The sequence below is a fragment of the Deinococcus cellulosilyticus NBRC 106333 = KACC 11606 genome (assembly GCF_007990775.1).
GTDB classification, from domain to species: Bacteria; Deinococcota; Deinococci; order Deinococcales; family Deinococcaceae; genus Deinococcus_C; species Deinococcus_C cellulosilyticus.
Genome location: NZ_BJXB01000019.1, coordinates 38,379 through 54,715, shown reverse-complemented (window position 1 = coordinate 54,715; position 16,337 = coordinate 38,379). Strand labels below are relative to the sequence as shown.

The 16,337-nt window shown below is 55.5% G+C and carries 12 protein-coding genes; 5 read left to right on the top strand and 7 right to left on the bottom strand.

Going from position 1 to position 16,337, the window contains the following annotated elements:
• Positions 1-53: 53 nt before the first annotated feature.
• The 4 genes from DC3_RS19200 to miaA form a co-directional block, all read right to left on the bottom strand.
• Entirely contained in the window at positions 54-821 is a 768-nt protein-coding gene (locus DC3_RS19200) for a hypothetical protein (protein WP_146887198.1), read from the bottom strand.
• On the bottom strand, positions 818-1,759 hold the full coding sequence (locus DC3_RS19195; protein ID WP_146887196.1) for an ABC transporter ATP-binding protein: 942 nt from the start codon (positions 1,757-1,759) through the stop codon (positions 818-820). Before DC3_RS19195 ends, DC3_RS19200 begins: the two co-directional genes overlap by 4 nt.
• Entirely contained in the window at positions 1,756-2,136 is a 381-nt protein-coding gene (locus DC3_RS19190; protein ID WP_146887194.1) for a GntR family transcriptional regulator, read from the bottom strand. Before DC3_RS19190 ends, DC3_RS19195 begins: the two co-directional genes overlap by 4 nt.
• 216 nt (positions 2,137-2,352) lie before the next feature.
• On the bottom strand, positions 2,353-3,255 hold the full coding sequence (gene miaA / locus DC3_RS19185; RefSeq protein WP_146887193.1) for a tRNA (adenosine(37)-N6)-dimethylallyltransferase MiaA: 903 nt from the start codon (positions 3,253-3,255) through the stop codon (positions 2,353-2,355).
• Positions 3,256-3,474: 219 nt separating this feature from the next.
• Between miaA and DC3_RS19180 the strand changes: the two genes are divergently transcribed.
• The 3 genes from DC3_RS19180 to DC3_RS19170 all read left to right on the top strand — a co-directional run bounded on the left by DC3_RS19180 (position 3,475) and on the right by DC3_RS19170 (position 5,905).
• The gene (locus DC3_RS19180) at positions 3,475-3,858 is read left to right on the top strand and encodes an Hsp20/alpha crystallin family protein (protein ID WP_146887191.1); all 384 of its coding nucleotides are present in this window, start codon (positions 3,475-3,477) and stop codon (positions 3,856-3,858) included.
• 78 nt (positions 3,859-3,936) lie between these two features.
• The gene (locus DC3_RS19175; protein ID WP_146887189.1) at positions 3,937-5,022 is read left to right on the top strand and encodes a carbohydrate kinase; all 1,086 of its coding nucleotides are present in this window, start codon (positions 3,937-3,939) and stop codon (positions 5,020-5,022) included.
• Entirely contained in the window at positions 5,003-5,905 is a 903-nt protein-coding gene (locus DC3_RS19170) for a pseudouridine-5'-phosphate glycosidase (protein ID WP_146887187.1), read from the top strand. Before DC3_RS19175 ends, DC3_RS19170 begins: the two co-directional genes overlap by 20 nt.
• 47 nt (positions 5,906-5,952) lie before the next feature.
• Here DC3_RS19170 and DC3_RS19165 read toward each other — a convergent pair whose 3' ends face one another.
• The 3 genes from DC3_RS19165 to map form a co-directional block, all read right to left on the bottom strand.
• Entirely contained in the window at positions 5,953-8,772 is a 2,820-nt protein-coding gene (locus DC3_RS19165) for a putative bifunctional diguanylate cyclase/phosphodiesterase (protein WP_186816129.1), read from the bottom strand.
• 252 nt (positions 8,773-9,024) lie between these two features.
• Complete coding sequence (locus DC3_RS19160) at positions 9,025-10,086, bottom strand: 3-deoxy-7-phosphoheptulonate synthase (protein ID WP_146887183.1); 1,062 nt, start codon at positions 10,084-10,086, stop codon at positions 9,025-9,027.
• A gap of 356 nt (positions 10,087-10,442) precedes the next feature.
• Complete coding sequence (gene map / locus DC3_RS19155; RefSeq protein WP_146887182.1) at positions 10,443-11,210, bottom strand: type I methionyl aminopeptidase; 768 nt, start codon at positions 11,208-11,210, stop codon at positions 10,443-10,445.
• Between the two features lie 818 nt (positions 11,211-12,028).
• Between map and DC3_RS19150 the strand changes: the two genes are divergently transcribed.
• Both DC3_RS19150 and DC3_RS19145 read left to right on the top strand, forming a co-directional pair.
• A complete protein-coding gene (locus tag DC3_RS19150; protein ID WP_146887180.1) occupies positions 12,029-14,140 on the top strand; it encodes a carboxypeptidase regulatory-like domain-containing protein in 2,112 nt (703 codons plus the stop codon).
• Positions 14,140-16,290, top strand: coding sequence for a S8 family peptidase (locus DC3_RS19145; RefSeq protein ID WP_146887178.1), 2,151 nt, complete (start codon positions 14,140-14,142; stop codon positions 16,288-16,290). Before DC3_RS19150 ends, DC3_RS19145 begins: the two co-directional genes overlap by 1 nt.
• Positions 16,291-16,337: the final 47 nt, after the last annotated feature.

Below are 16,337 nucleotides of genomic sequence, written 5' to 3'. Positions count from 1 at the left end.
TGCAACAAGAAAAAAGGGAGGGGCTGGATGCCCCTCCCTTCTGGGTTTTGAAGTCAGACCAGGCTGCGGCGGTTGAAGCCCAGCAGGGCAGCACCATAAACAAGTGCCAGCACCAACAGGGACCAGAGGAGTTTCAGGTCTCCACTGATGGTGTGAGGCCGGGTGCTCTCCTGCATGACCTGCAAGATTTCTGTCTGTGACAGCGGAGCTTCCAGCATTCTTCCCTGGAAGCTGAATTGCATCTGGTAGATGGGTCGGAGTTCCAATGCATCATGGCTGCTGAAAATTCCAACCAGGACGAAACAGCAAACCAGCACTGCAGGCACCACCAGCACCGCAGGCACCTTTAAGCCGTAGGTGAGGCCCAGGGTCAGGGTGCCCCAGAACATCGCAACAGCCCACAGGAGGAGCGTGTTCTTGAGGGGGGTCAGGCCCCAGACCAGTGGAACACCGCTGCTCATGCAAGCCCAGAAACTGCCCACCACCGCAAAAGCAGCGAGGATTAGGGCCATCTGTTTGATCTGACGGAAGAGCAACGTGGAACGGGACACAGGCTGGATCAACTGGAAACGCAACTGGGAAGGACTCGCTCCCATGGCTGCAGCCATCAGAATCGCTAGGGTGTTCAGAAAAATGGGACCGGCCACCAGAAACCAGGGTGCCCTGAAAGGAACGGTCAAGGTGGTCTGGTCATCACCATATCGATAGATGGTGTGGGTGTCGGTCCAGTCGGCAGGAAACCCTGTCAGGAAAAGCAGAAGGAAAATGGCTGTTGCAGCAAGCAGAATCCAGCGCAGGGGCTTGAGTTCGTAAGGTTTCACAGCTGTCCTCCCATGGTTTCGACATAGACCTGTTCCAGCGTGAGGGGCTGGATGTGAATGTTCTGCACCGGAAACTCCTGTTCGATCATCTGGGTCAGCAGGGTGACTTCCCCGCGCACATGCAGGGTCAGGCTGCGACCCCGTGTGCCCATCCGGTACACGCCCGGCACATTGCGCAGGCGGGTCGTCTCTGCATCGGTCAGTTCGCGGTCAAAATTCACATGGAGCAGGTTGCGGTGCTGCCGGAGTTCTTCCATCTCGGCATTCATGAGGAGGGTACCGCGCTTCATGATCACCAGACGGTCGGCAATGGTCTCGATTTCGGAGAGCACATGGGTGGCGATCAGGACCGTGCCTCCCGTGGCCACAAAATCCACCATCAGAGACAGGAATCTGGAGCGGTTTTCAGGGTCCAGTCCATTGGTGGGCTCGTCCAGCAGGAGCAATTCAGGCTGAGCACCGAAAGCAAACGCCGTTCTGAGGGCCATCCTCTGGCCTTTGGAAAGCCTGCGAGCAGGCTGGTTGAGGGGCAAGCCAAACTGTTTTGCCACCTCCAGGGCCTGATTCTGGTCCCAGGCAGAGCGCATGTCCTGACCGTACTCGAAGTGCTCCAGGGCAGTGAAATCTTCCAGCAGTCCGATGCTGTCACTGATCAGCATGGTGTGGTTTCTGGCTTGCACACCCGAAGTCGTGATGTCGTGTCCCAGAATGCTGGCCGAACCACTGCTCAGGGGGACCAGGCCCATCAGGGCATGCATCAGGGTGCTCTTCCCTGCCCCGTTTGGGCCGAGGAGTGCGGTGGTCTGTCCGGACTGCAGGTCGAGCCACAGGTCTTCGATGATGACCTGATTGCGGTCCCTGACGGTCAGGCCCTGAATGCTGAGGGGAAGATGCTGCTGGGCCTGCACAGCTGCAGACGACAAAAAACTCTGGGTCATGGTTCCTCCGTTCCGTAGGTTTCTGACAGCACCTCTTGCAAGGTGGTGCGGGGCACACCCAGCCCTCTGAGCCTGAGGGCGGCGTCTCTGAAGTGTTCGATGGCACTGTTCACCCTGAGGTCCCGGGTGGTGGTGCTCGGTGCAATGATGACCGTTCCCACCCCGGGCCGGGATTCAATCAGGCCTTCCCGTTGCAGTTCGCTGTAAGCTTTCATCACGGTGTTGGGGGCAATGCGGTGCTCAGTGGCAAGTTGCCGGACCGTGGGGAGGGTGTCTCCCTGCCTGAGAACGCCGTGTTCAATGGCATCCTTGATGGTGGTCAGGATCTGCAGATATATGGGGATGCCACTGTGTGGGTCCACCCTGAGATGCAACATGGTCTAACCTCACCTCCTGTATCAATGTATCATAACTATAATACAATGATACAACCATCACCTCGAAACGCAGGGAAAGGATGCTGAAGATAGCCATCAGCTGTCAGCTTTCAGCCATCAGCAACACCGTCAGGCTTTTGCCTCAGCCAGAAGTGCCCACTGGAAGTGCTTTACCCGTGTCCTTGTGTCTTTGCTGGACTTTTGCAGCACATCCCTTCAGAAATCCTGCAAATAAGCCAGCAATTCGGGTTTCATCTGGGCAGCATCCTGACACTCCACCTGAAGCTGGGTCTTCAGCCAGGTCAGTTGACGTTTGGCATACTGGCGGGTGGCCAGGGTGATCTTCTGGATCATGGTGTTCTGGTCCTCGCCTTTCTCCATTCCCTCCAGCACTTCTTTGTACCCGATGGCCTGCAATGCTGTGGGCCTGCGGGAAGGGTGGTCAGACCAGCGGACCAGCAATTGCCTGACTTCATCCAGCAAACCCTCTTCAAACATGCGCTCCACACGCCTGGCAATGCGCTGTTCCAGAACAGGGAGGTCCGGAGAGAGGCCAAAAAGTCGGTATTCAAACTTTGGCGTGGAATATCCAAACTCTCCAGGAAATTGTCCTGTTCTGCGGAACACCTCAAGAGCACGCACAACACGTCTCGGATTGCGTTGCATGCGCCCGGCCTCCTGGGGATTCACTGCGGAGATCTCTCCCAGCAGGTGGTCCAGTCCTTTTTCTTCCAGCTCTGCCCAGATCTGCTGCTGCACCTCTTCATCTGCTCTGGGGGTGAGAGGCAGACCCTGCTTGAGGGCCTTGACGTAGAATCCCGTCCCTCCCACAATCAGGGGAACCTTGCCCACAGCAGTGATCTGAAGAATCGCACGTTCTGCGTCCTGCACAAACTGGGCCACATCGTAATCCTCTTCTGGCTCGACAATGTCAATCAGGTGATGGGGCACGGCCTGCAGCTCGGCCAGGGTGGGTTTGGCTGTCCCGATGTCCAGTCCCCGGTACACCAGCATGGCATCTGCAGAGACAATTTCCACCTCAAAATTCCGGGCCACCTCCAGGGCAAGGGCTGTTTTGCCACTGGCAGTGGGACCGAGCAGGACAGGGATGGGCTTCATGGGGTTTCAGTGTAGAGAAATCGTCTGGAGACATGCAAGTAGCGGCGGGCCGTCGGCTCGCCCTTTAGAGGCAGGAATCCTCATCCAGATTGCACCCACCCTGTCAGGCCATGTTGATGTGACCGACAGGGAAAGGGCTGCGCATTAATCGCCCAGATGCCCCGAATGTAAACTACACACGGTTGAATCCTGTGGGAAAAATCACGTTAAAATACCCCTATGGATGATCTGGTGCTCAAGCGACTCGGTTCGCTGATGAAATTGCGTGAAGACATTGAAGTCCTGTCTGGAACAGGCCGCTGGACACCCTCTTCTGATTGGCTGGAAACCGATTCGCATGTGATTCTGGTGATGGACCTGCCGGGCATTGACCCCGAGAGCCTGGAAATTCAGGAGGAGGACACCCTTCTGACGGTGGCTGGCAAGCGTGAAGACCTGGAAATCCCAGGGACGGCCATCCACAAAGAGCGTCCTGGCGCAGATTTTGTGCGTGAATTCCAGATGCCCCGTGACACCATGCCCGGTTCGGCGCAGGCGAGGCTCCGCAATGGGGTGCTGGTCATTTCTTTTGAGAAAAGCACCAAGGTGATCAACGCAGAATAAGGTCTCAACCTGTCTGGCGATTTTGGGAGGCCTGATGCCTCCCTTTAAATTTCTTAAAATTCTTTATATCATTTAAGCATGGCCCTGACCGAGCGGGAACAACAGTTGCTTTCTCTCCTCAACGACAATCCCCTGCTCTCTCCCAGAGAGCTTGCAGAACGTCTGAAAACCACCCCGAGTGCCATTGCTGTGCACCTCTCCAACCTCACCAAAAAAGGGGTGATTCTGGGGCGTGGGTACATCGTGCGCCAGGAAAGCAGTGTGCTGGTGATCGGCGGAGCTAACCTGGACTTCAAGGCCCGCAGTCTTGCCGCACCAGTGATGGCCAGTTCCAACCCCGGGCAGACCACCTCCACCTTTGGTGGTGTGGGACGCAACATTGCTGAAAACCTTGCCCGACTCGGGGTGCAGGTCAGCCTGATCAGCATGCTGGGCAGGGACGCCAGTGGAGAACGCCTGAAAATGCACACCCAGAGTGCCGGGGTGGACCTCAGGCTCAGCTTCTACTCTGACACCTCGACGGGCACCTACAACGCCGTGCTGAACCCGGATGGAAGCCTGCTGATTGCCATCAGTGACATGAGCATCATGCAGGAGCTTTCTCCTGACGTGCTCAGGCAGAGGGAGCAGCACATCAAGAGCGCACCTTACCTGGTGCTCGACGCCAACCTCAGGGCAGACACCCTGGAATACGCCCTGAAAACCGCACGGGGCAAGGTGGTGCTTGAACCGGTGAGTGTCAGCAAATCCCTGCCCCTCAAAACCGTGATTGGCACCCACCCGATTTTCGCCATCACCCCCAACCTGGATGAACTTGAGGCCCTGACCGGCACCCGCGACCTCAAACAGGCCTGCAAGAACCTGCACGCCCTGAATGTGGAACATGTGGTGGTCACCCTGGGTGAGGAGGGGGTTTACGTCTCCAGCCCCAAAAACCGCATTCAGCTTCGTGCCTTTCCGGCCACCGTGCAGGACGTTACCGGAGCCGGAGACGCCTTCATCTCGGGCATGCTGTATGCCCTCAGCCACAATGAGGACCTCAAAACCGCCTGTGATTACGGTCAGGCCGCAGCGGTCCTCACCCTGGAAAGTTCCAGCACCGTCAATCCCGAACTGAGCGTCAGTTCTTTAGAAAGCAGGAGAAATGATCACGTTACACCCTGAAGTCCGTGAAGCCCTTCAAGCAGGCAAGCCCGTGGTGGCCCTGGAATCCACCATCATCTCCCACGGCATGCCCTACCCCCAGAACGTGCAAACCGCCCGCAAAGTGGAAACCATCATCCGTGAACAGGGGGCCATCCCAGCCACCATCGCCATCCTGAACGGAGACATCAAGGTGGGCCTCAGCGATGAGGAACTTGAAATGCTCGGTTCCAGCAAAGATGTCCTCAAAGTTTCCATCCGGGATTTGCCTTACGTGACCGCCCTGAAGCTCAATGGGGCGACCACCGTGGCAAGCACCATGCGCATTGCCCACCAGGCCGGAATTGCCGTCTTTGTGACCGGGGGCCTCGGCGGCGTGCACCGGGGAGCAGAAACCACTTTTGATGTCTCTGCCGACCTCACCGAGTTCACGCTCAGCAATGTGGCCGTGATCAGTGCAGGGGTCAAGTCCATTCTGGACATCGGCCTGACCCTGGAAAAACTCGAAACCCTGGGCGTTCCAGTGATCGGGTACGGCACAGAGGACTTCCCTGCTTTCTATTCCAGGGTCTCTGGCTTCAAGGTCCCCATGACCCTTTCAGATCCTGCCGACATCGCCAAGGTCATGAAGGACAAGTGGACCCTGCAGCTCACCGGAGGCCTCAGTATTGCCAACCCCATTCCTGCAGAGGATGAAATTCCAGCCAGTGTGATTGATCCCCACATCGCACAGGCCCTGCAGGAGGCCCAGGAAAACGGCATCAAGGGCAAGGATGTGACCCCTTTCCTGCTCGCCAAGATCAGTGAGATCACCGCCGGACAGAGCCTGAAATCAAACATCGCCCTGGTGAAGAACAACGCCCGTCTGGGTGCCCAGATTGCAGTGGCCTACTCAAAACTCTGAGTGAACAGACCGAAAAGTGCTGCCGAAAAAGCAGCACTTTTCTGTTTTCAGGCCCAGTCTCTGATCTCACTGGTTTTGATTGCACTGGTTTTGATCTCGAAGTGGGCCCGCTGCAAGAGCAACTGTTCCAGATCCTGCACCACCAGAGGTCTGCTGAAGTAAAACCCCTGCACTTCATTGCACTGGTGCTCCATCAGGAAATCCAGTTGCGCTTCGGTTTCGACCCCTTCGGCCACCGTTTTCAGGTTCATGCTGTGGGCCAGCGCAATGATCGCACGGGTGAGCATGGCATCTTCCTGGGTGTGGTGCACGGATTGCACGAACGCACGGTCTATTTTGATGGTGTCCACCGGGAAGCGTTTCAGGTAGCTCAGGCTGGAATACCCTGTTCCGAAGTCATCCACAGAGAGCCTGACCCCAATTTGCTTGAGGGAGGCGAGAACGGCGAGAATGTGTTCGGTGTCCTCCATCACCAGACTTTCTGTGAATTCCAGATCCAGCAGGTGAGGAGCGAGACCTGTTTCTTCCAGGACCAGCCTGACCAGTTCGGCAACATCCTGTTTCTTGAATTGCAGGGCAGACAGGTTCACCGACATCTTGAGCGCGGGAAGTCCCATCTCCTGCCACCTGATGCTCTGCTGGCAGGCTTCCCTGAGAACCCATTCCCCGATGGGCACAATCAGGCCCGACTCTTCAGCCAGAGGGATGAATTTGGCAGGTGACACCATGCCCATTGTGGGATGCTTCCAGCGGATCAGGGCTTCCACACCGATCACCTGTCCGGTCTGCAGGTTCACCTGGGGTTGGTAGTGCAGGACCAGTTCCTTGCGGGACAGGGCATGCCTGAGTTCGTTTTCCAGCCTGAGTTTCTCGAGGGTGACAGCGTTCATCTCGGCGGTGTAGAACTGGAAGGTGTTGCGACCCTGGCGTTTTGCTCTTGAGACAGCAGTGTCCGCATTTTTCAGCAGGGTTCCCACGTCCTGACCATCCCTGGGGGCCATGGTGATCCCGATGCTTCCCAGCAGGGCAAATTCATCGTTTTCCACCCGGAAAGGCACCGAGAGGGCGTCCAGCAACAGCTGTGCCACATCTGCCACGGCTTCCCAGGAGGCGGCATCTGGCAGCAGCACCATGAATTCATCCCCACCCTGTCTGGCCACAGTCGCGTGCTCGCAGACCGCCTGCTTCAGACGGGACGCCACTTCGCAGAGGATCAGGTCCCCGGTGGCATGTCCGAATCCCTCATTGATCTGTTTGAAATGGTCCAGGTTGAGGAAAAGCACCGCCACCAGACCATTGCCATGGGATTGCTGAACAAGGGCGTGCTGCACGCGATCTTCAAAGAGGGCACGGTTGGGAAGGCCAGTCAGCACATCATGGTGCACCAGGTGAAGCAGGCTGTGTTCAAACTCCTTCTTCTCACTGATGTCTGCAAAACTGCCCACATATCCGGACAGAACTCCCCGAGCATCTTTCAGCACAGTGATGCTGAGCTGGACAGGATACACCTGGTTGTTGCGACGCCTGAAGAACACCTCTCCTTTGTACTGCCCACTGGTGGTGAGTTCTTCAAGGAGTCCCCGGTACACCTCATTGTCATAGGCACGCTCGGCCAGCATGAGGGCAGGATGGTGCAGGACATCCTCCAGACCATATCCCGTGATCTGCTCGAATGCAGGGTTGATCCCTGTGATCCGTTGCTTGAGGTCCGCAATGAAAAAGGCTTCTCCAGATGTTGAGAAGACGGTGGAGATGAGCTGGGCATTGGCCTCCAGGCCTTGCTGGCGGCGCATGGTTCTGAGAAAACCCTGCACCACAACGAAACTGACCCCAACCATGATGAGGGCCAGCAGCAGCACCACATTTCTTCGGGTTTCCAGAGTTCCAATGCGGATGTTCAGCAACCCGGCCAGCTCATGGGCCATCTGGCGGTCCAGCTGAGACTGCAGGCTGAGCGCCTGGTCGCCAAGTTCAAAGAACAACCTGGAGGAAACAGAAATGTCAGAGGTGTCCAGCAACTTGCTCTGCACAGTGTCTTCAAAGAGGTGCTGAAAGTTGAGGTTTTGCTGCATCACAGGCTTCAGGGTCCCAGAGAGGTCTGGACTGTCTGTCATGGCGTGTTCAAGGCTGTGCCACAGGCGGTCCTGGGTCTCTGCAAGCAGGCCCAGTTTCACACTCAGGTGGTTTCCCTCTGTCATGAGGGTTCTCTGGCTGGCCGCAATCTGCATGGCAGAATGCAAGATGTCTCCCCGCTGGGAGGCCAGCTGTGGCAGGATGTTGATCAGACCATTCATCAGGTAGTAGGTGTCGAGTTCAGGGTCCAGAATCAGGTTTGAGGTGTCCCCTGCTTTTGCCATCAGGTGTTGCACCTCCTGAATCAGGAAGGCCTGAGATGCGGCATTGAGCAGCTGGGAGTCTGAGGTTTGCTGGTGAACATTGCGCCAGCCATTCAGCCAGCTTTCCCAGTCCTGCAAAAGGTCCAGGGACTTGCCATATTGCCTGGTGAGGGCTTCGAGGGTAGACACAGCCTGCTCCAGCTCACGGTCCAGTTCAGGGTCGACCAGTGCTGTTCCTTCAGCCAGATTGTAGGAGGTCAAGAGCCTCTGGCGGGAAAGAATTTCCAGAACCCTTGCTGCCCCCTGAGTGTATTCCAGTCCGCGAAGTTCCTTCTTCGAAAACGCGATCCGGTCATTGATCTCGGAAAGGAAAAAGAACAGCATCACAGCAAGGGGCACCAGAAATGCGAAAAGCAGACCAAGCAGGGCTGCCACTCTGGGGGGTCGGAATTTGAGTTTCAACCGGGAATTCTCCTTCTGTCGGGTCTGGCTGTCCTTCCGAAACATGGGTTGTGCGGGATCGATGTTCACATCTGGCTCCTGACCTTGCACCCTGCCTGAAGTCCAGGACCCTGTGCTTGAAGTGCAGTGTACTGGAATCGCTCCCACAGAACTCTGACCCATAAAAGTCAGAGTTGATAAACGTTTTTAATGTTCACCATGATGTTTAAATGTTTGAATTCATCCAGAAAATACACTTTTTGAACCCATTTTGAAACGCTTACGATCAAATAGGCCAGCAAAAAGCCGCCCTGTCCGGGCGGCAAATGAAGTGTTCCGGGCTTACCTGGAAACCACACTCTGGGAGAGGGCATCATGGGCCTGCTGCAAAAGCTGCTCGGTGACCTCCCAGCTCACACAGGCATCGGTGACACTCACGCCATACCTGAGCTGACTGAGGTCCTCGGGGATCTTCTGGGCCCCCTCGTTCAGGTGGCTTTCCAGCATCACACCCACCAGATCGTGGTCTCCTGCCAGGCGTTGCGTCACCACTTCATTCCAGGCGATGCTCTGCTTGCGGAAATCCTTGTTGGAGTTGGCGTGGGAGCAGTCCACCACGATGGCCGGGTTCAGACCTGCCTCACGCAATTCACGGGCGGCTTCCTGCACATGTTGGGCAGAGTAGTTGGGGCCATTGCGGCCACCGCGCAGAATCACATGGCCGTAAGGGTTGCCTTCGGTACCGATCATGGCCGCCTGGCCATTCTCGTCGATGCCCAGGAAAGTGTGTCTGTTCTGCGCTGCAATGATCGCATCAACGGCCACTTTCACATTGCCATCGGTGGAGTTCTTGAAGCCCACCGGAATGGATACGCCACTCGCCATGGTGCGGTGCGTCTGGGACTCGGTGGTGCGGGCACCAATGGCCCCCCACACCAGCAGGTCCGCAATGTACTGGGGGACAAAAGGATCGAGGAGCTCGGTGGCCACAGGCACCCCGAGTTCATTGATCTTCAGCATCACTTCACGGGTCTTGCGCAAACCCAGGTTGAAGTCGCTCTGGTACTTCATTTCAGGATCATGGATGAAACCACGCCAGCCCACCGTGGTGCGGGGCTTGTCCACATAAACGCGCATCACGATGAAAAGCTTGTCTTCCAATTTGTCCTTGAGGGCTTTCAGACGGGTGGCGTACTCCACGGCCTGATCCACATCATGAATGGAGCAGGGACCGGTGATGACCAGCAGACGGTCGTCTTTCTTGGTCAAAATGTCTTCAATGATCTGACGGGACTCAAATACTGTACGGTCAGCCTTCTCGGTGCGGGGCAACTCGGCCTTGAGTTCTTTGGGAGTGATCAGGGGTCGCACCTCTGTGACGTGCAGGTTTTCCAGTTTATGCATCTCAGTCTCCTCAGCGTTGGTCCTGGCAATCGAAAAGCACAAAAAAACTGCGCCCGGTGTCTCCCGAGCGCAGTGAATCCAGCAAGCCTAGCGCACCCGGGAAGTTACCGAGCGAAATAATAAAAGCTGAAGCTAGGGGCTGGTCTTTGCGTGCTCATCTATCCTGATGCTAACGGTTCTGGATTCACAAGTCTGTGTTCAACCTAGACAGCGAGCTTAACAGTGAGTGAGCCGAGAGCCGAGAGCCGAGAGCCGAGAGCCGAGAGCGTAAGGTGCTTTGGCAAAGGCATTGTGTCAAGTGCTGAGCGCTGACTGCTAAAAGCTGAGGCTTTTTGCCCTCGGCCCTTGGCTCTCGGCTATAACGTCAGAATGTCTGCACCCTTTGAGGTCACCGCAATGGTGTGCTCGAACTGCGCAGACAGAGAGCCATCGGCGGTCACCACGGTCCACTGGTCGGCCAGCAACTTGGTGGCATAATGTCCAGCGTTGATCATCGGTTCAATGGTGAAGACCATTCCCTCTTTCAGACGGGTGTTGTAGGTGCTGTTCAGGGAGCGGGATTTTGGCACCCAGTGGGGAATGTCCGGCTGTTCGTGCAATTTCTTGCCAATGCCGTGCCCGATGTATTCCCGGACCACACTGAACCCTCTGGATTCTGCGAGTTCCTGAATGGCAAAACCAATGTCTTTGATGTAAGAACCAGGTTTGACGGTCTTGATTGCGGCTTCCAGACACTCGCGGGTGGTTTCCACCAGTTTGCGAGCCAGAGGGGAAACATGGCCCACTGTGTAGGTGTAGCAGGCGTCTCCGTAGTAGCCATTCAGCTGCACCCCAATGTCTACGCCCACAATGTCACCTTCTCTGAGGCGGTATGGGCTGGGAATGCCGTGGCAGATGCCTTCATTGACAGCGACACAGATGGTGTTGGGAAAACCCCTGTACCCGATGTAGGCTGGAATGGCCCCTTTGGAGCGGATGTAATCTTCCGCAAGTTTGTCCAGTTCGAGCAGGCTGGCTCCGGGCTTCACAAAAGGTTCCAGGTAACGGAAGGTTTCCGCAACCAGTCCTCCGGCCTTTCGCAGTGCTTCGATGTCCTGTGCGTTTTTCAGCGTGATGCGCGACATACGCTATAGGTTAGCAGAGAAAGCGATGGAAAAATGGTCAATTGACGAAGGACTGCAGTCCTGTGCCGACTGGGTTGCCCTGAAGGATAGAGTCAGGATGGGTACCCTCAGGCACCTGGTGCAAAAGGTGAAAGCAAATTGCTCGATCTTTTGAAAACCCTTCGTCTGCCTCCCTGCCGGGCGTGCCCCTTTCTGCTGAATCCATATTTCTGCGAGAAAACAGGAAGTTGTGTGACCTCCTGCACAGGAGGTGGGACCATGCAGGAGGTGGGACCATGCAGGAGGTGGGACCATGCAGGAGGTGGCTGGGCTGCTGGTTCAGCATTGAGCACAGACGTGTTCATCGTTTGCTGTTAAAGTGGTTGTGAGACATCAGTCGGCTGTGGGATTGTGCAGTTTTCCTGGCAGTCGTGTAATGGAATCTGGACTTTATTGTTCAATGGCAATCACAATGGGAAAGAGGATGAAACAGGCCGAATAGGGTTTGGTGAAGCATCAATTGTCTGATGCATACTTATCTATATCTTTCACCTGCACTTTCTTATCAGGTGAAATTGAGGCATGAATGACCACAAACATCATGTCAAAACATCTGTTGTACATTGAACTTTTCGTTGTCACAATCAGTCAATTGTCTTTTGACAACCTCACCCATCAAGTTGACATCCTGCTTATTGACAGTGCATTTCCTGAAAAGATATGATTGGCATCACAAGAAGCTGATTTATGGGGTTGAATGAGCACCATAATCCTCATTGTGGCAGGGGAATTGAATGAATACCCGAACCTCATGCGGAAAGCGACTTGTGAGGTGATAAATGAATGGAAAGCTGTTTGGTCTGTCTTTAACAGCTGTACTGCTCCTTGCTTCATGCGGAACAGTTTCGGTCCCAAAAGACACAACCCCACCGGAGATTAAAGTCGTCACTGAAAACAACCAGACCCTGGGCACAGATTCTGTCACCTTGCAGGGCACCATCAAAGACAACGGCAGCATCAAATCTGCAAGCTACAGTCTGAATGGTGGAGCAGTGCAGGTCATCACCCTTGGCACAGGAGGGGCTTTCACGGTCAAGGTCACTGGCCTGAAATCCGGAGTCAATACCGTATTGCTCAAAGTGGTGGATGGGTCGAACAATGAAAAAACATTCGAGTTCAAGGTCAATTACAATCCGTCCTTGAATGACAAAACCCCACCCACCATCACATTCAGCACTCCAAACAACCAGACCACCACGAAGACCAAATTGCTGCTTGAAGGCACCATCACCGATGACGTGAAATTCAAAGCTGCCACCATCAGTCTGAATGCTGGACCTGCACAGCCATTGAACGTGGCAGCAAATGGAACCTTCAGCACCGAAGTGACAGGCTTGCAGGTGGGCAGCAACACCGTGCTCATTCTCGCCACCGATGAGGCAGGCAACAAGAAAGAAAGCACCTTCAAAATCAATTACGACGCCAATGGCACAGGCACGGTCAAAGTGGAAGGCAATGTGGTGTCCAGCAACGCTGGGGCTGCAGTGTCAGACAGCCACATCACCGTTGATGGTCTGCCAGACATCGCGATTGAAACCGACAGCAATGGCCAGTTCAGTCTGGACCTGAATCCTGGTGTATACAATTTGAACTTCAGCAGGGAGGGCCATGCGGCATCCCGCATTGAAGGGGTGATTGTCACAGAATCGGGAACTGCAGTGCCCCTCAAAGTGATCCAGAAAATTGCGATTCATGCCCTGGTGGCAAAACCCCCAGTGGTGACTGCTGTACAGACCCCCGTCGGAGACAGCATGGTGGATGTGACCCCCGGCACGGTCATCCCCACCGACCGTCCTTTCGCCCTGCAGGTCAAGGTGAAAGCTGCAGATGAATCCCTGAGTGCCACTTCTGCTTATGTGACCATTGGCAACCACAACAGCGACATGGACCCGGGACTCCGCTTCTTCAATGATCCGAAAAACACTGAACTGGACACCGGAATTTTTGCACTGGGAGGTCCCATTTTCAATGGTGCCCAGGGCCTGACGGTGCTCAATGTGGTGGCCTATGATTTCAACGGCAACCGCATCCAGAAGTTGATTCCAGTGAATGTGGTGTCTGCACCCAGCACCACTCCCCTTGGAGAGGGCCCCACAGCCTCGGCTCTGGCCTACACGGTTTCCACGGATCTCAACCTGAGCACCCCTGTCGGACCCATGGCTGCTCCTGCGGCCAACACCAACCTCTTTGTGCAGGTTCGCTGGAATTACAACAACCTCAGTGGTGAGCCGCTGGGCTTCCGCATCTGGAAAAGCTACGACAACAAGGTGTTCAGGCCCCTCACACAGGTGGCAGGCAACCAGCGCACCATCTGGGATTCTGATCCCACCCTGGAAGCCGGAAAGACCACCTACTATCAGGTGGAAGCCTACAACAGCACCACCAATTCTTATGGCAAAACCACCAGCACCACCCCTCTGGACGCTTTCAATGTGGTTTCACTGGGTCCCGACAACCACAGCACCAATGTGTCTGTCAATCCCACCCTGACCTGGACGGTGGACAAACTGGTGGGTGATGTGCGCTACTTTTATCCCGCCATCTGGGATTACCCATCGCAGAACTCCACATGCTACTGGGGCATGGCCTTTTGCAAAGGGAGCCCGGACTACATGTATTCCGATGATGGAAAAACCCCGGGATTGAAGCGTGCTGGCAACATCTACAGCCTGCCGTTCAATGAAAACGGGAAAGCCGTAGCACCAAAACTGCAGTCTTACCACTCGTACACCTTTGCCCTTTCTGCTGCAGCCTTCAACAAGGACTTCACCGCCATTTCTGTGGCCCAGGACTGGAGTTTCATCTTCCTGCCGTTTGGTCAGTGCAACTTCGGCGGTCCTGTTTGTGACGGAAAACTCAGCACTTTCTCTACCGGGGATGGGAGCAATTGATGAAAACCACCAAATCCATTCTGGGGCTGAGTCTGGCCCTGACGCTGGCCGCATGTGGAAGCGTCACCCCAGAAGCCCAACAGAACACTGAAAAAGCATGGCAGTCTGTTTACAGCAACCCTTCACTCGCTGGAATGGTTCAGCAGCAGTTGCCTCCACGTGAAGCCCTGCTCAAAGACCAGGACACCCAGGACAGCACCAACCAGGTGGTGGTCAGTTACACAGCCCAGACGGAAAACGCCTTTGAAGTCATGGTGCGTTCACTGGGAGCCACCCTCACGACCCGAATGGTGCCCGCCCGAAGCAGCAACCGGTTTGCCGTGCTGACCCTGCCTGGGGACCTTTCTGCCAGCAAAGTATCACGTGCCCTCAGCAACACTGGCCTGCTGAGATATGCCCAGTCCGCTCAAAAGCATCTGATGCCCAGGGTGCCCCTTGCGGGCACTTCTGGACCCCTGACCAGCAAACCCACCCTTGAAAAACAAAGCACTGCCAGTGATCCGCTGGTCATCAAACAGTGGTGGCTGAACAACGTCAAGGCCAATCAGGTGCGGAACATCGCCACAGGCAAAGGCATCATTGTGGGCGTGGTGGACACGGATTTCAACCGCCTGCATGAAGACCTCAAAGCCGATGGAAAAATTGTCACTGGCATTGATGCCTTCACCACCACCGACTTCACAAAACCCAACTTGCTGCAACCCAGTGATCCACTCACCGACAGCACCCACGGCAGCGGCAGTGCCGGAACCATTGCCGAACGCATGAACAACGGGGTGGGTGGCGCAGGTGTGGCCCCGGATGCAATCCTCATGCCCGTGCGTATCGGTTCTGAAATCTGGGGATTCGGATATGATTTTGCCATTGCTTTCGGAATGATGTGGGCTGTGGATCATGGCGCCAAGGTCCTCAACAACTCCTGGGGTGGAGGCGGTTACAGCCCCCTGCTCAAAGATGCCGTGGATTACGCACTTGCCAACAATGTGGTTGTGGTCGCCTCGGCGGGCAACGATTACAGCGACCTGCACAACGGCATTGAGGCCTTCCCTGGTGTGATCTCGGTGGGTGCCAGCACCAACACCGACACCAAAACCAACTTCTCAAACATTGGTCCACGGGTGGACCTGTTCGCTCCTGGGACAGATGGGCTCACCACCTATGGCAGCACAAACAACGGTTATGGCCTCTTCGGTGGAACCTCCATGGCCGGTCCAGTGGTGGCAGGGGGAGCAGCCCTGGTGCTCGAAAGGGCAGCTGCACTGGGTGTCACACTCACCCCTTATCAGGTCAAGAAAATCCTGGTGAACAGCACGGACCCCATGAAAGACCAGCCCCAGGGTCGCTTGAACCTGCAAAAAGCCCTGGCCTTCAGCAAAGACACCCTCCCACAGGACGGGGGTTACCTGGCAGTGCGGGTCACCTCGCTGATTGACCGTTTTGGTCTGCCCGGAGTGGATGTAACCCTGGTTCCACAGGATGGGCAAAACAAAGGGCTGCCTTACCTGACCAAAACGGGTGCCGGGCTTCTGGACAACCAGGGCATCGCTGTCTTCGCAGGGGTGGAACCTGGACGCTATCAGGTCAATGTGGGAGGTCCAGACCTCTTTGGGATTGGCGGACAGCGCACCACCCTCACCGGGAACATCACCGTGGCATCTGGAGTGGAAAAAGCAGTGATGCTCAATTACACCATGTCAGCTGACCTGTACGAGTATGTCCAGGGAGGGTATGCCCGCAACAACACCTTCACTTATGCGACAAACACCTCTGGTGCACCACAAGAGTGGCTGGAAAAAGGAGTGGTGGTGGGTGGCACCTTCGACAATGAGAACTACAGGCCCGTTGTTCCCACCAAGGGTGCAGATGTGGACATCTACAGTGCTGTGATAAATGCTGGTGACACCTTCCAGTTTGCTGCACTGGCTTCCAACCTGGGGTCACAGGCTTTTGCACAGATCGAAATCTACAATTCACAACAGGAGCAGGTTGCAACAGGTGTGCAAATGGGCATGGCAGACAGTGCAGTGGTTTACACTGCACCCAGCAGCGGCCTTTATTACCTGAAAGTTTCCAACCAGAAAAACACGGAAGGCGCCAAAAGCTATTACGCTCTGCAATTGCGCAAAATTCCAGTGGTCTCTTCAAAATAACAATCTGCGCAAAACCCGCAGGCTCTTTGGTTTCCCCCGGTGCACAC

What these genes read in the sequence shown, in the direction of transcription:
- DC3_RS19195 (WP_146887196.1), bottom strand. Translation starts at nt 1,759, where the DNA reads ATGACCCAGAGTTTTTTGTCGTCTGCAGCTGTGCAGGCCCAGCAGCAT.
- map (WP_146887182.1), bottom strand. Translation starts at nt 11,210, where the DNA reads ATGTCGCGCATCACGCTGAAAAACGCACAGGACATCGAAGCACTGCGA.
- DC3_RS19180 (WP_146887191.1), top strand. Translation starts at nt 3,475, where the DNA reads ATGGATGATCTGGTGCTCAAGCGACTCGGTTCGCTGATGAAATTGCGT.
- DC3_RS19150 (WP_146887180.1), top strand. Translation starts at nt 12,029, where the DNA reads ATGAATGGAAAGCTGTTTGGTCTGTCTTTAACAGCTGTACTGCTCCTT.
- DC3_RS19170 (WP_146887187.1), top strand. Translation starts at nt 5,003, where the DNA reads ATGATCACGTTACACCCTGAAGTCCGTGAAGCCCTTCAAGCAGGCAAG.
- DC3_RS19175 (WP_146887189.1), top strand. Translation starts at nt 3,937, where the DNA reads ATGGCCCTGACCGAGCGGGAACAACAGTTGCTTTCTCTCCTCAACGAC.
- DC3_RS19160 (WP_146887183.1), bottom strand. Translation starts at nt 10,086, where the DNA reads ATGCATAAACTGGAAAACCTGCACGTCACAGAGGTGCGACCCCTGATC.
- miaA (WP_146887193.1), bottom strand. Translation starts at nt 3,255, where the DNA reads ATGAAGCCCATCCCTGTCCTGCTCGGTCCCACTGCCAGTGGCAAAACA.
- DC3_RS19190 (WP_146887194.1), bottom strand. Translation starts at nt 2,136, where the DNA reads ATGTTGCATCTCAGGGTGGACCCACACAGTGGCATCCCCATATATCTG.
- DC3_RS19145 (WP_146887178.1), top strand. Translation starts at nt 14,140, where the DNA reads ATGAAAACCACCAAATCCATTCTGGGGCTGAGTCTGGCCCTGACGCTG.